12 protein-coding genes and 1 pseudogene are annotated in these 14257 nt (G+C 64.7%); 9 read left to right on the forward strand and 4 right to left on the reverse strand.

What is annotated here, in order from left to right:
- The 5 genes and pseudogenes from ACQKPZ_RS21920 to ACQKPZ_RS21940 all read left to right on the forward strand — a co-directional run.
- Window positions 1-224: pseudogene (locus tag ACQKPZ_RS21920) on the forward strand (hypothetical protein); the annotation flags it as partial.
- Window positions 221-1279: a putative 2-aminoethylphosphonate ABC transporter ATP-binding protein gene (locus tag ACQKPZ_RS21925; protein ID WP_427542108.1), complete on the forward strand. Its 1059-nt coding sequence runs from the start codon at window positions 221-223 to the stop codon at window positions 1277-1279. The pseudogene ACQKPZ_RS21920 and the gene ACQKPZ_RS21925, both read left to right, overlap by 4 nt.
- A gap of 1 nt (window position 1280) precedes the next feature.
- Window positions 1281-3005: a putative 2-aminoethylphosphonate ABC transporter permease subunit gene (locus tag ACQKPZ_RS21930; RefSeq protein WP_427542111.1), complete on the forward strand. Its 1725-nt coding sequence runs from the start codon at window positions 1281-1283 to the stop codon at window positions 3003-3005.
- Window positions 3006-3023: 18 nt separating this feature from the next.
- Entirely contained in the window at window positions 3024-4049 is a 1026-nt protein-coding gene (locus tag ACQKPZ_RS21935; protein ID WP_427542113.1) for a putative 2-aminoethylphosphonate ABC transporter substrate-binding protein, read from the forward strand.
- A 120-nt stretch (window positions 4050-4169) separates the two neighbouring features.
- Complete coding sequence (locus tag ACQKPZ_RS21940; protein WP_427542116.1) at window positions 4170-4718, forward strand: phosphonate degradation HD-domain oxygenase; 549 nt, start codon at window positions 4170-4172, stop codon at window positions 4716-4718.
- 125 nt (window positions 4719-4843) lie between these two features.
- Here ACQKPZ_RS21940 and ACQKPZ_RS21945 read toward each other — a convergent pair whose 3' ends face one another.
- Together ACQKPZ_RS21945 and ACQKPZ_RS21950 are read right to left on the reverse strand one after the other, a co-directional pair.
- Entirely contained in the window at window positions 4844-6208 is a 1365-nt protein-coding gene (locus ACQKPZ_RS21945) for a GTPase/DUF3482 domain-containing protein (RefSeq protein ID WP_391126614.1), read from the reverse strand.
- Window positions 6201-7592 carry a DUF2868 domain-containing protein gene (locus ACQKPZ_RS21950; RefSeq protein WP_427542119.1) on the reverse strand — a complete coding sequence of 464 codons (1392 nt, stop codon included), beginning with the start codon at window positions 7590-7592 and terminating at the stop codon, window positions 6201-6203. The genes ACQKPZ_RS21945 and ACQKPZ_RS21950 overlap by 8 nt, the downstream gene beginning before the upstream one ends.
- Before the next feature lie 54 nt (window positions 7593-7646).
- Between ACQKPZ_RS21950 and ACQKPZ_RS21955 the strand changes: the two genes are divergently transcribed.
- Window positions 7647-8162: a dihydrofolate reductase gene (locus ACQKPZ_RS21955; protein ID WP_427542122.1), complete on the forward strand. Its 516-nt coding sequence runs from the start codon at window positions 7647-7649 to the stop codon at window positions 8160-8162.
- Window positions 8163-8320: 158 nt separating this feature from the next.
- Here ACQKPZ_RS21955 and ACQKPZ_RS21960 read toward each other — a convergent pair whose 3' ends face one another.
- The gene (locus ACQKPZ_RS21960; protein ID WP_427542125.1) at window positions 8321-8542 is read right to left on the reverse strand and encodes a hypothetical protein; all 222 of its coding nucleotides are present in this window, start codon (window positions 8540-8542) and stop codon (window positions 8321-8323) included.
- Window positions 8543-8675: 133 nt separating this feature from the next.
- Between ACQKPZ_RS21960 and ACQKPZ_RS21965 the strand changes: the two genes are divergently transcribed.
- The 3 genes from ACQKPZ_RS21965 to ACQKPZ_RS21975 all read left to right on the forward strand — a co-directional run bounded on the left by ACQKPZ_RS21965 (window position 8676) and on the right by ACQKPZ_RS21975 (window position 12703).
- The gene (locus ACQKPZ_RS21965) at window positions 8676-9209 is read left to right on the forward strand and encodes an RNA polymerase sigma factor (protein WP_427542128.1); all 534 of its coding nucleotides are present in this window, start codon (window positions 8676-8678) and stop codon (window positions 9207-9209) included.
- Window positions 9210-9232: 23 nt separating this feature from the next.
- Window positions 9233-10183: a FecR family protein gene (locus ACQKPZ_RS21970; protein WP_427542131.1), complete on the forward strand. Its 951-nt coding sequence runs from the start codon at window positions 9233-9235 to the stop codon at window positions 10181-10183.
- Window positions 10184-10315: 132 nt separating this feature from the next.
- Window positions 10316-12703 carry a TonB-dependent siderophore receptor gene (locus tag ACQKPZ_RS21975; protein WP_427542134.1) on the forward strand — a complete coding sequence of 796 codons (2388 nt, stop codon included), beginning with the start codon at window positions 10316-10318 and terminating at the stop codon, window positions 12701-12703.
- Window positions 12704-12829: 126 nt separating this feature from the next.
- Here the strand turns inward: ACQKPZ_RS21975 and ACQKPZ_RS21980 are convergent, their stop codons facing one another.
- Window positions 12830-14221, reverse strand: coding sequence for an L-cystine transporter (locus ACQKPZ_RS21980; RefSeq protein WP_427542137.1), 1392 nt, complete (start codon window positions 14219-14221; stop codon window positions 12830-12832).
- Window positions 14222-14257 lie beyond the last annotated feature (36 nt).

Genomic DNA, 14257 nt, shown 5'->3' on the forward strand with positions numbered 1-14257 from the left:
GGCTGCGCAGCAGCCCCGGCAATTCATGCGGCGAAGCTGAAATCCTGGGGCTGCTGCGCAGCCCTTTCGCGACACAAGGCCGCTCCTACAGGGGCTGGATCAGCCTGCCGGGTCAGATACAAAATCTGCCTATACCACTATCACCGGCTTTTGCCCAAACGCCACAGAACCTTCGCACAGTCTTCCTAGCATGGCCCCATCTCTTCGATGAGGCCCTGCCATGATCCACACCACCCCCGGCGCACAGATGAAAGTGCGCAACATCCACAAGCGCTTCGGTGCCTTCACGGCGCTCAACGATGTCTCGCTGGACATCGCTGCCGGCGAGCTGGTGTGCCTGCTCGGCCCGTCCGGCTGTGGCAAGACCACGCTGCTGCGCTGCATCGCCGGGCTGGAACGGCAGGACCGCGGCACGCTGTACATCGGCGAGCGCGATATCTCCGAACTGCCACCCCAGGCCCGTGACTACGGCATCCTGTTCCAGTCCTACGCGCTGTTCCCCAACCTCACCGTCGAGGCCAACATTGCCTACGGCCTGACTGGCAGCGGCCGCGAGCAGGCCCGCCAACGGGTCGCCGAAATGCTCGCACTGGTAGGCCTGGCCGGCAGCGAGAAGAAGTACCCGGGCCAGCTCTCCGGTGGCCAGCAGCAGCGCGTGGCCCTGGCCCGTGCGCTGGCACCGGCGCCGTCCCTGCTGCTGCTCGACGAGCCCATGTCGGCGCTGGACGCCCGGGTGCGCGAGCACCTGTGCACCGAACTGCGTCAACTGCAACGCCAGCTGGGCATTACCACCTTGATGGTCACCCACAACCAGGACGAGGCCATGCTGATGGCCGACCGCATTGCCGTGATGAACAACGGCCAGGTCGAGCAGTACGCCACCCCGCAGGAAATCTACGACCAGCCAGCCACGCCGTTCGTCGCCGAGTTTGTCGGCCAGGGTAACTGGCTGCCATTCCAGCGCAGCGGTGACAGCCATGCCCAGGTCGGTGGCATGAACATGCGCCTGTCGCCAGGCTCGGCCCAGGCCAGCAGCGGCCGGCTGTTCTGCCGCCCGGAGGCGATTACGGTCAACCCGGTGGTGCACGAAGAAAACCTGTTTCCGGCCAAGGTCCGCGAGATCACCTTCCTGGGTAACCGCTGCCGCATGAGCTTCGAGCTCAAGGCCCTGCCTGGCCATGCCCTGCTCGCCGAACTGGCCCCCGAGGCCATGCCGCGCCTGGGCTCGCAGGACATCTGGGTGGCGCTGCCACCGCAGAGCCTGCAGGTGTTTGCCTGAGATGGCCGCGCCAATGTCCCTGCCGCTGAGCCAGGCCAAGACCGCGCCGCGTGTGGGTGTCGCCCTGGGTGACCGGTTGTTTGTCGTCGGTGGCAAGAGCCTGCTGCTGATCCTTCTGGTGCTGGCCGTGCTGATGCCGCTGCTGGCGATCTTCTGGCGTGGTTTCAGTGGTGAGGCGGGCCAGGGCGGCGGCCTGCTGGCTGCCCGCGAACTGTTTGCCAGCGACAACTTCCACTGGTTGCTGGGCAACAGCCTGTCGGTGGCCTTCACCGTAGCGGCCATCGTGGTGCCGCTGGCGTATCTGTTCGCTTATGCCCTGCAACGTACGCTGATCCCGGCCAAGGGCCTGTGGCGGGGGATTTCGCTGCTGCCGCTGCTGGCGCCGTCGATGCTGCCGGCCATTGCGCTGGTCTATCTGTTCGGTAACCAGGGGCTGCTGCGCGGGTTGCTCAGCGACAACATCTACGGCTTCTGGGGTATCGTGCTGGGCGAGGCCATCTACACCTTCCCGCATGCGCTGATGATCCTGCTGTCGGCGCTGTCGCTGGCCGATGCGGGCCTGTTCGACGCGGCCTCCAGCATGGGCGCCGGCCCATGCCGGGCGTTCACCAGCATCACCTGGCCGGCCACCCGCCAGGCGGTGTTCGCGGCGTTTTGCCTGGTGTTCACCCTGACCATCACCGACTTCGGTGTACCGGTGGTGGTCGGCGGTGATTATCAGGTGCTGGCGCTGGAGGCGTACAAGGCTGTGGTCGGGCAGCAACAGTTCGGTCGTGGCGCGTTGATCGGCATGGTGCTGCTGCTGCCAGCCCTGTTCAGCTTCACGGTCGATGCCTGGCTGCGGCGGCGCCAGGGCGAGGCCATGAGCGGCCGTGCCCAGGTGTTCGAACCCAAGCCATCGCGGGGCCGTGATGCCTGCTACCTGGCCATTGTGCTGCTGGTGTGCGCGGCGCTGCTGCTGGTGATCGGCATGGCGGTGTACTCGTCGCTGGTCACCTTCTGGCCGTACAACCTGTCGTTGTCGCTGCGTCATTACATGTTCGAAGACACCGCCGGTGGCGGCTGGCTGGCCTATCGCAACAGCGTGACCATGGCCATCGGCACCGCGCTGATCGGCAGTATCGTGATCTTCACCGGTGCTTACCTGATGGAGAAAACCCAGGGCCAGCGCCTGCTCAACCAGATGCTGCGCCTGCTCAGTTTCATCCCCATGGCCGTGCCAGGCCTGGTGCTGGGCCTTGGCTACGTATTCTTCTTCAACCTGAACGGCAACCCGCTGCATGTGCTGTATGGCGGCATGGGGCTGTTGGTGGTGTGCACCATCGCCCACTACCTGACCACCGCGCAGATGACTGCAACCACTGCGCTGCGCCAGCTCGACGGCGAGTTCGAGGCCGCTGCGCTGTCGCTGAAGGCGCCGTTGTACATGCACTTCCTGCGGGTGACCGTACCGATCTGCCTGCCGGCGCTGCTGGACATCATCCGCTACCTGTTCGTCTCGGCCATGACCACCGTGTCGGCGGCGATCTTCCTGTACAGCCCCGACACCATCCTGGCGGCCGTTGCCGTGCTGAACATGGACGATGCCGGCAACGTTGGCGGTGCTGCTGCCATGTCCACCCTGATTCTGCTCACCAGTGCCGGCGCTTCACTGTTGCTGGCCGCAGCCTCACGCGGCCTGCTGCGCCGCTCCCAAGCCTGGCGCCAACGCGCCGCGACCGTCTGATCTGTAAGGAACCTACCCATGTACAAGCACCTTGCACTTGCCGCTGCCACTTGCGCCGTGTTCAGCCTGCAGGCCTCGGCCGCCGGCACCCAGCTGACGGTCTACACCGCCCTGGAAGCCGAACAGCTGAAGAGCTACAAGCAGGCCTTCGAAAAGGCCAACCCGGATATCGAGATCAAATGGGTGCGCGATTCCACCGGCATCATCACCGCCAAGCTGCTGGCCGAAAAAGACCGCCCGCAAGCCGACGCCGTGTGGGGCCTGGCGGCGTCCAGCCTGGCCGTTCTCGACCAGAACGGCATGTTGGAAGCGTACGCGCCAAAGGACCTGGGCAAGATCTCCAGCAACTACCGTGATGCCGCCAACCCCCCGGCCTGGGTGGGCATGGACGTGTGGGCCGCGACCATCTGCTTCAATACCGTCGAGGCCGAGAAGCAGGGCCTGAGCAAACCGGTGAGCTGGCAGGACCTGACCAAGCCGGAGTACAAGGGCAAGATCGTCATGCCCAACCCGGCCTCTTCGGGCACTGGCTTCCTTGACGTGAGTGCCTGGTTGCAGACCTTTGGCGAGCCGCAGGGCTGGGCTTACATGGATGCATTGCACCAGAACATCGGCCAGTACGTTCACTCCGGCTCCAAGCCGTGCAAGCTGGCGGCGGCGGGTGAGTTCCCGATCGGGATCTCGTTCGAGTACCCGGCCGTGCAGCTCAAGCGCCAGGGCGCGCCGCTGGATATCGTGCTGCCGAAGGAAGGCTTGGGCTGGGAGATCGAGGCGACAGCGGTGATCAAGGGCTCGCCCAAGGCGGATGCGGCCAGGCGGCTGGCTGATTTCTCGGCAAGCCCGGCGGCCATGGAACTGTACAAGGAGAACTTCGCCGTGCTGGCTGCGCCGGGCATTGCCAAGCCGCAGACCGAGTTGCCGGCGGACTACGAACAGCGCCTGATCAAGAACGACTTTGCCTGGGCCTCGAAGAACCGTGACGAGATTCTGGCTGAATGGCGCAAGCGCTATGACGGCAAGTCGGAGAAGGTTACCCAGCAGTAACCTGTACCGGCCTCTTCGCGGGCACGCCCGCTCCCACAGGTACTGCGCAGGCCCTGAGGGGGTGGGAGCGGGCGAGCCCGCGAAGAAGCCATCACTGAATCAAGCCAGGAGAAGACTTGAATGCCCACCCCTGCCGAGATTATCGACAGTACCTTCGCCCTGTACGACCGCCATGGCAGCGACGACTACATCGGCGAAGCCATCACCCAGATCGAACACATGTCCCAGGCCGCGCAACTGGCCATGGCCGAAGGCTTCGACGATGAAGTGGTGCTGGCGGCGTTCTTCCACGACATCGGCCACCTGTGTGGCGGTGATGCCAGCATGGGTGGGTATGGCGTGGTCAGCCACGAACGCATCGGTGCCGAGTACCTGCGCCGTTGCGGTTTTGGCGAACGCATGGCGCGGCTGGTGCAGTATCACGTGGAGGCCAAGCGCTACCTGACGTTGCGCCGGCCGGGGTATTACCAGCAGTTGAGCGAGGCGAGCCGGCGGACGTTGGAATATCAGGGGGGCGTGATGAGTGAGGCGCAGGCGGATGCGTTCGAGCGGGATCCGCTGTTCGAGGTGAGTTTGCGGATGCGGGAGTGGGATGAGTTGGCCAAGGAGGTTGGGGTGCCGGTGGTGGATCTGGATGGGTTGAGGCGGAAGGCTTTGGCTTTGCTCTGAAATTTTGGTTTGCAGTACTGGCCCTATCGCCGGCAAGCCAGCTCCCACAGGTACTGCACAGGTTTCGAAGGCAGTGGAGATCCTGTGGGAGCGGGCGTGCCCGCGAATAGGCCAGACCTGCCCGCTCAGAATTGTGAAACCAGCGCCTCCAGCTGTTCCTGCCGCTCAGCCTGATTCAGCTTCGCCCCAGGATTGAGCGTGGACCACTGCGGATGCGCCCGCGCCTTCACCAGGGCCTCTGGCAACTTGCCCTCGCGCCAGGCCTTCTCATCCAGCTCACCCAACCTGATGCGGTCCTGCGCCGCATGCCCGCGGCTATCCAGCGCCACCATCAATTGCTGCTGACGCAAAGCCAGCAACCGCAGCACCGTGTCGTCCACGGTCAGCTCGCGTTTGCCTTTGAGCTTGCCCATCAATCGCGACCCATAGTTGCGTGCCGTCTGTAGCGCGCCACCGGCAATTGCCCCGGCCAGCGCCGCCGCACCCAGGGTGAGCCCGCCAACCAGCAGGTCGACCCCGGCACCTGCCGCAGCCCCGGCCGCCACGCCGCTGCCCAGGCGTACGCCCAACAGCTTCAACGTCTCGGGGTTGAACAGGTCATCGCCCCAGCGGCCATCGAGCAGCGGCAGGTCGCTGGCATGGGCATCTTCGCGGCGGAAGGCATACAGCTTGAGCAGCGCCTCGACGCAGCGCTGTTCACGCTGGCGCACGTCCTGGCGCAAGGCCTCGATGGCCTTGGCTTCGGCAGCCGGCACAGCCTCCACGCTACGCCGGCACGCGGCGCAGTCCAGTAGCAGCTCGGCAATCAACCGCTTGCCGCTGTGTTGGCGAGCCAGACGCTGCGCCTGCTGGTCGTCGATCAGCCGTTGCAAGGCTGGGCGGGCGTCTTCCAGCAGCAGGGCCAGGCTTTCGTACAAACGGCGTTCGCCATCCTCTGGCGGGGCCACGCTGTCGAACCGCACCAACGCGTGAAGCCCAAGGCGGGCAAGGGCTTCACGCCATTGCGGCTCACGGTGCTGGTGGCTGGCGACAAAGTTGAGCACCGGTAGCAGCGGCTTGCCGCAGCTGGCCAGCACTTCCAGTTCGTCACGGTATTTGGCCAGCACCGGCTCGCGTGCGTCGATCACGTACAGGCCGGCGTCGCTGGCCAGCAACTGGCGCAGCACCTTGGCCTCCTGCTCGAACCGCTGGCGTGCCTCGCTGCCCTGCAGAAACCGCTCCAGGCGGGCCGGGCCGTCCAGGCGTTCGCCCGGGCGCTCCAGGCGTTCAAGGTAGTCGAGCAGGGCAATGGCATCTTCAAGGCCCGGCGTGTCGTACAGCTCCAGCAAGGGTTCGCCGTCTACCGACAGGCGCGCCCCCTCGACATGGCGGGTGGTGCTGGGGCGGTGGGACACTTCGCCGAACCCGACGTCACGGGTGAGGGTGCGCAGCAGCGAGGTCTTGCCGACGTTGGTGTGGCCGACCACGGCCAGTTTCAGCGGCTCAGTCATGGCCATGCTCCAGCCAGGTCAAAGGCGAGGTATCGGCGTGCGCCAGGCCAAGGCGGTCGAGGGCTTCGTGCCAGTCGCCCAGGCGTTGTGCATCGAGGGCCTGACCCGGCGCGGCCTGCAATAGCCAGATTCGGGTCGCGCCAGCATTGCGCGCCAGTTCGGCCAGCAGTGCCAGGCTGCCGCGGTCTGGCGAGCGCCGTGGGTCGCAGGCGACGGCCAGGCGTGCCGGCGGAAAGCGGCTGAGTTGTTCGAGCAGGCGGTTGCGCGACTCGCGGCTGTCGAGCACGCCGGCATCGATCACGCTTTTCGGCAGGGTGGGCGGCCAGGGGCGCTGGTCGTCCAGTTCCAGGCCGACCAGCAAGGCACCGCTGCTGCCGCTTTCCAGCTGCCCGGCGGCAAACTGCGGCAAGGCTTCGGGGGCGGCGTCCTGCACGCCGATGCGTTCGCTGCGAGGCATCAGCGCATCACGCAGGTGCGCGTAGCCGGGCAGGCTCAGGTCCAGCGACAGGCGCTCGCGGCCCTGGCGCCAGCGCCACAGGCATAACCCGGCCAGCAGCAGGCGCGGCAGCAGGCCGTACACCAGCACCACGCCGAGCAGCCAGCTGGCCCAGGCCTGGCGGGCCAGTTCCAGGGCCGGCAAGGTGTCGCCGCTGGCGCGGATCATGGCCTCGTCGGGTACGGCAAAGCCCAGCAGCGAGGGCAGGGCGCCCAGTGCCTGGGTCAGGTGGATGAACGGGTCGGCGGCAAGCAGGGTGGTTTCCCAGACAAAGCCGTAGCGGCGAGTGGCCAACAAGGCCAGCAGCATGCCCAGCGCGGTGAGCATCGCCAACAGCCACAGGCCGTGCACCAGCAGGCCGAGCAGCCAGCGGTTGAGGCGCTGGCGTTGCAGCAGCACCAGCAGTGCTGGCGCCAGGTGTGCGGCCTTGGCGTCACGGGCAAAGCGTTCGCTCAGCCACAGCCACAGGCGCCCCAGCCCTGCGCCATGCTCGCCACTCAGGGTAAAACCGATGGCCCAGCCCAGCAGCATCAGCAGGTTCAGCCCGAGCAGGCTGCCCAGCGCCCAGAACACATTCACCGGGCGCTGCCCGTCGCCCAGGGCAGCCAGCGCCAGGCCGGCGCCGCTGAGTACCGCCATCAGCAGCAAGGCCAGTAGCGCCAGGCGTGCGCCCTGCTTCCAGTGGTGCAGGGCGGTGGTCATGCCGTCGCGTTCAGCCAGGCACAGCGCACGGGTTTCGATGCGGGCCGCCAGGTCGCCGCCTTGTTGGCGGGCGCGGCGGTTGGCCTCCTGGTCTTCCAATGGGCCGGCATGTTCTTCACGCAGGCGTACCGCTTCGGTGAGCCAGCGTTTGTCCAGTGGAGTCGGTTCGGTCACAAGCTCTTCCATTGCACAGGTCAGGGCAGAAGCATAACCCACACGCCCGGTGCTATCCTCGCTGGCATGAATACATCACTCCCCCTCAGCCTGATCGCGGCTCACGCCGAGAACCGCGTGATCGGCATCGACAACTCCATGCCCTGGCATCTGCCGGGGGATTTCAAGTACTTCAAGGCCACCACCCTGGGCAAGCCGATCATCATGGGGCGCAAGACCTGGGACTCGCTGGGCAGGCCGCTGCCAGGGCGGCTGAACATCGTGGTCAGCCGCCAGGCTGGGCTGCAACTGGAGGGCGCCGAGGTCTTCGGCTCGCTGGAAGAGGCGCTGGTGCGCGCCGAGCAGTGGGCGCGGGAGAAAGGCGTCGATGAGCTGATGCTGATTGGCGGGGCGCAGCTGTATGGGCAGGCGCTGGAGAAGGGACTGGTCAGCCGCATGTACCTGACGCGCGTGGAGTTGGCGCCGCAAGGGGATGCGTGGTTCCCGGCGTTTGATGCGGGGCAGTGGACGCTGGTTTCGAGTGAGGCGCAGGTTGAGGAAGGCAAGCCTGCGTATCACTTCGAGGTTTGGGACAGGGTTTGAGAATGCCGGGGCTGCTTTGCAGCCCATCGCCGGCAAGCCAGCTCCCACAGGTACTGCACAGGTATCTAGGCTTGTGGTGATCTTGTGGGAGCTGGCTTGCCGGCGATAGGGCCAGAGCAAGCAGCGCAAGGTAATTGGTCGCACATGGGCGGTGGTGCTCAGGTGAGTAGCTTGATGATCACGGCGGTGACAGTGGCCACCGTCGTGACAATCCCGGCTGCAATCGCAACCGGGTACCAAAAAATTTCGCGGGTCATTCTGATGGGCTCAGCATGCGCCTTGCGGGTATCTGCCATCAGCTTGTCCACCTCGACGTGGAGCTTGGCGACCTCAACCCGAATCTTTTCGGCTTCGGCCTGGGTAATGTCGTGCGGCTGCATGATGGTTCCTTTCTCTCGGGATATTCGCAAAGTCCGGTGAGTAGTATAGCGGAGCCCATCCAGTACCAATTGCGAATACATCTCATCTTCTGCTAGCGTGCGCACCTCTTGAGACTTGCAGCCGAGGCGTGCCGTGTCTTCATGGAACAAGCAGATCGCCCGGCTGTTCACCGAGCAGAAGAAAGCGCTGGAGGCCTTCGTCGCACGGCGTACCGGCAATGCTCAGGTAGCCGCTGACCTGACCCAGGAGTCGTTCCTGCGCCTGGCGCGGCTGCCTGCCGACAAGCAGATCGACAACCTGCCGGCCTTTCTCTTCACCATTGCCAGTAACCTGGTGCGCGATCACCAGCGGCAAATGATTCGTCGCGAGCGCCTGGATGCTGGCGAGCCGAGCGAAGAGCTGGCCAGCGACGACCCCGGCGCCGAAGAACAACTGTTCGACCAGCAGCAGCACGCCTTGATGCAGGCCGCGATCGAATCGTTGCCCGAGGCGACCCGGCATATCTTCCTGCTTTACCATGTCGACGGCTGCAGCTACCGGGAAATCGGTGAACGCATGAACGTTACCCCGCGCAGCGTCGAATACCAGCTGCGCCGGGCACTGCTGGACTGCCGCGCCTTCATCAAGCGGCAACTGGCCGGCCAGGTGAGGGTACCGCGGCCATGAACCCTGGAATTTCAGATACCCCCATGAGCGAAACGCCCGACAGCGAGCAGATGTTCGCCGAAGCCACAGCCTGGTATTACCGCTTGCAGGCCGACGATGTCACGCCTGAGGAGCAAGCGGCATTCGCTGCCTGGAAGGTGGCCGGGGCTGCGCAAATGCAGGCCTGGGATGAAGTGATCCTGTTGCTGGGCGCTTTGCAGGCACCCGCGGCTCAGCTGCGTGAACAGCAGCGCCAACAGTGGCGCAAGCCTGCCCGGCGTAGCTGGCGCAAGGTTGCGCAGGGCGTAGCTGCGGCCCTGTTGCTGGGCTCGCTGGTTGGCCAGACGCCGTATGTCGACCGCTGGCGCGCCGACTATGCAACCGCCACCGGTGAGTCGCGCAGTGTGCGCCTTGACGATGGCTCACAGGTGCAACTGAACACCGACACGGCGCTTCAGGTAACCCTGGCGCAGGGCGAGCGGCGGGTGCGGCTGTTGCGCGGCGAGGCCTGGTTCGATGTGGCGCGCGACCCCGCCCGGCCGTTCGTGGTGAATGCCGGTGAGGGTTGGGTGCGGGTGGTCGGTACCCACTTCAGCGTGGCCAGTGACGCTGGCCAGACCCGCGTCAAGGTCGGGCAGGGCAGGGTCGAAGTCAACGCTGGCAGTGGCCCGGGCGTGTTCCTTGGGCCGGGGCAGGCCGTGGAGTATGCGGCGGGCTCGCTGGCTGCCTTGCACCCGTTCGACCAGGCCAGTGCTTTTGCCTGGCGGCAGCGGCAGCTGGTGTTCAGCCAGCAACCGCTGGCCGAGGTGGTTGCCGAGTTGAACCGCTATTGGCCGGGCCAGACGGTGCTGCTGGGCGAGGGCCTGCGCCAGCGCAAGGTGTCTGGCGTGTTCGAGATCGACAAGCCCGATGCCGTGCTCAAGGCGCTGACGCATACCTTGGGGTTGCGCGCCGAGCAGTACACGCCGTGGTTGCGCATCCTGCGTGAAGGTTGAGCGAAGATTTTCAAAAATTTTTCGGGGATTCCAGCCGAGCCGACGTCCTTGATTGGGTAGGCGCAAATAATAAGCACTCTCAGACAGTGCCGCGCCGTCGATCATCAGGACGAATTCGGGGAGCCTCACCACATGAAGATCATCGCCACGCGCACTGCGCTTGGGCTGGCCGTTGCACTTGCCTGCGGCACATTGGCCGTGCCGCTGCACGCCAGTGCCGCGACCCAGGCTCAGGCCTACCGTTTCGAGATCCCGGCACAGCCGCTGGATTCGGCGCTGGCGGCCTTCAGTGCGGTGACGCGGCTTCAGGTGCTGGTGCCGGGGGAGTTCACCCAAGGGCTGCGTTCGCCGGGCGTGAGTGGCAGTTATCCACAGGCCCAGGCGCTGGTACGCCTGCTGGAGGGCACCGGCCTCAGTGCCACGTATATTGACGCCGACAGCGTAACCCTGGAACGGCGTGGCAGTGACGACGATGCCTCGCTGCAACTGGGCGCGATCAAGATCGACAGCCGCCAGTTGGGTACCACCACCGAAGGTACGCATTCCTACACCACCAGCGCGCTGACCATCGGCAAGGGCGAGCAGAAGCTCAAGGACATCCCCCAGTCGGTCTCGGTAGTTACCCGTCAGCGGCTGGACGACCAGAACATGAACAGCCTGCAGGACGCCATGCGCCAGGTAACCGGGGCGACGATCAAGTCGTATAACACCGGTTCCAACTTGAACGATGTGTACATCCGCGGCTTCCTGGTCGATCAGGTGCAGGTGGACGGCGTTTCCCAGCGCACCGGGCAGGGCGACATGGCCACCAGCTTCGACCTGGCCATGTTCGACCGGGTCGAGGTGCTGCGCGGCCCTTCCGGCTTGTACCAGGGTGCGGGTGAACCGGGCGGCACCATCAACCTTGTGCGCAAGCGGGCGCTGGGGCAGTTCGGTTTGTCTGGCGAGCTGTCGGCCGGCAGCTGGGACCGCTATCACTCCACGGTCGACATTACCGGGCCGCTGAACGACCAAGGCACCCTGCGTGGGCGTTTTGTCACGGCCTACGAGAACAACCAGTCGTTTGTCGACTACGCGCAGAACGAGCGGCCGATGGTTTACGGTCGCCTGGAATACGACATTACCCCGGCTACCACGTTGTCTTTGGGTGGCACCTACCAACGCAACAATTCCACGCCAGCCTTCGGCCTGCCAGCTTATGCCGACGGTAAGCTGCTGGACGTCAGCCGTTCGACCTTCGTTGATGCCAAATGGAACGAGTTGGACGAGCGCCTGTGGGAAAGCTTCTTCGAGGTTGACCATACACTGGACAACGGTGGCCAGTTCAAGACTTCGCTGACCTACCGCGATGCGGAAACGCCGACCCGCAACTTTACCTGGACCGACGATTCTGTTGATCCGGAAACCGGCGACAGTTGGGCGTTAGCCTATTCCTACTACACGCATATCAAATCAGTGGGCCTGGACAGCTTTGTCACCCTGCCGGTGGAGGCCTTCGGGCGTAGCCATGAGTTTACGGTGGGTGCCGAATACCAGCATCTGGACAAGGACTTTACCTACGGTGGCGGGGATTACTTCCCAATCAACGTTTTCGACCCGGGCAGTATCACTATTCCCAGGCAGGACTACGACATGCCCAATGGCAACTGGTCGAAGTCCAACCAGTACGGGGCCTATACCCGGGCCAAGATCAGTGCCACCGACTGGCTGGACGTGATCGCCGGCGGCCGCCTGACCTGGTTCGACAGCGAGGCGCGCAACGCCAACCCGTTCTTCAACCAGTTCAACAGCTCCGAGACCAACATCAACCACAAGTTCATCCCCTACGGTGCGCTGGTGGCCAAGCTGACGCCGGAACTGTCGGCCTACGCCAGCTACACCAGTATCTTCAAGCCGCAGACGGAGGTGGACAAGGATGGCGTGCCGATCGACCCGCGCAAGGGCAAGCAGTATGAACTGGGCCTGAAGCGTGAGTTCTTCGATGGGCGCCTGAACGGCAGCGTGGCAGTGTTCCGCATCTATGACGAAAACCGTGCGCAGCTGGTGGGCCAGACGACGTACAACGAGGCACAGGGCAAGGTGCGTAGCCAGGGCTGGGAAACCGAGCTTTCCGGCAACCTGACCGATAACTGGAGCATCAGTACCGGTTACGCCTTCACCATGCTCAAGTCGATGAGCAATGAGGACTACCAGGGCATCACCATTACGCCCAAGCACAACTTCAACCTGTGGACACGCTACGAGTTCAACGATGGGCCGTTGCAGGGCGTAAGCGTAGGGGGCGGGGTGCGGGTGGTCAGCGAGACCTACTACATGCGCAATGGCGTGGACTTTGTGCAGGGTGGCTATGGCGTGGCGACCGCGCAGGTGGGGTACCGCTTCAACAAGCACCTGACCACGACGCTGACGGCCAATAACCTGTTCGATCGCAAGTATTACGAGCGGGTGGACAGTGCGTGGGGGTCGAACTTCTATGGCGAGCCGCGGAACCTGACGTTGAGCTTGCGGGCCAGTTATTGACTTGAGAATGCCGGGGCCGCTTTGCGGCCCAATCGCGACACAAGGCCGCTCCTACAAGGGAACGCATAACCCCTGTAGGAGCGGCCTTGTGTCGCGATAGGGGCGCGAAGCGCCCCCGGCTATCTGTCAGGTATGGCTCAGCTCGGCATGCTCATCGCCCGCCAGCACATCCTTGTCGGTCTCTTTCAACAACTGGCTGGTCACCACACCCGCCGTCATCGAACCGTTCACGTTCAGCGCCGTACGCCCCATGTCGATCAGCGGTTCCACCGAGATCAGCAAGGCCACCAGCTCCACCGGCAAGCCCATGGCCGGCAGCACGATCAGCGCGGCGAAGGTGGCACCGCCGCCCACCCCGGCAACCCCTGCCGAACTCAGGGTGACGATGGCCACCAGGGTGGCGATCCACAGCGGGTCGAAGGTATCGATGCCCACCGCTGGCGCGACCATCACCGCCAGCATGGCAGGGTAGAGCCCGGCGCAGCCGTTCTGGCCAATGGTGGTACCGAACGAGGCGCTGAAGCTGGCAATCGACTGCGGCACGCCCAGGCGGCGGGTTTGCGCTTCGATGTTCAGCGGGATGCTGGCCGCGCTGGAGCGGCTGGTGAAGGCAAAGGTCAGCACCGGCCATACCTTGCGGAAGAAGCGCAGCGGGCTCACGCCAGTGGCGGCCAGGATGACGGCATGCACCACGAACATCAGTGCCAGGCCCAGGTACGACACCACCACGAAGCTGCCCAGCTTGAGGATGTCTTCCATGTTCGAGCTGGCGACCACCTTGGTCATCAGGGCCAGCACGCCATATGGGGTCAGCTTCATCACCACCCGCACCAGGCGCATCACCCAGGCTTGCAGGGTGTCGATTGCCGACAGCGCGCGCTCGCCTTTCTCGGCATCGTCCTTGATCAGCTGCAACGCGGCCAGGCCGAGGAACACGGCGAAGATCACCACGCTGATGATCGAGGTCGGCTTGGCCCGTGCCAGGTCGCCTACCGGGTTGCTGGGGATAAACGACAGCAGCAGCTGCGGGATGTTGAGGTCGGCGACCTTGCCCGCGTAGTCGCTGTGAATAACCTGCATGCGCGCGCTTTCCTGGGCGCCGGCCACCAGGCCTTCGGCGCTGAGGCCGAACAGGTTGGTCAGCACGATGCCGATCAGCGCGGCAATGGCCGTGGTCAGCAGCAGGGTGCCGATGCTCAGCACGCTGATGCGGCCCAGTGACGAGGCATTGTGCAGGCGCGCCACGGCACTGAGGATCGAGGCGAAGATCAGTGGCATGACGATCATTTGCAACAGGCCGACGTAGCCGTTGCCGACCAGGTCGAGCCAGCTGATGGTGGCCTTGAGCACCGGGTGGCCAGCGCCATAGGCGGTGTGCAGGACCAGGCCGAAGACCACGCCCAGCACCAGGCCCAGCAGTACCTTCTTGGCCAGGCTCCAGTCGGTGCGGCGGGTTTGTGCCAGGCCCAGCAACAGGGCCAGGAACGCCAGCAGGTTAAGTGACAGCGGCAGGTTCATTGAAGCTCCAGCAGAAAAAAGCAGAAGTGGCATCGC

Source organism: Pseudomonas sp. NPDC089547 (assembly GCF_050280665.1).
In the GTDB taxonomy this organism is placed as follows: domain Bacteria; phylum Pseudomonadota; class Gammaproteobacteria; order Pseudomonadales; family Pseudomonadaceae; genus Aquipseudomonas.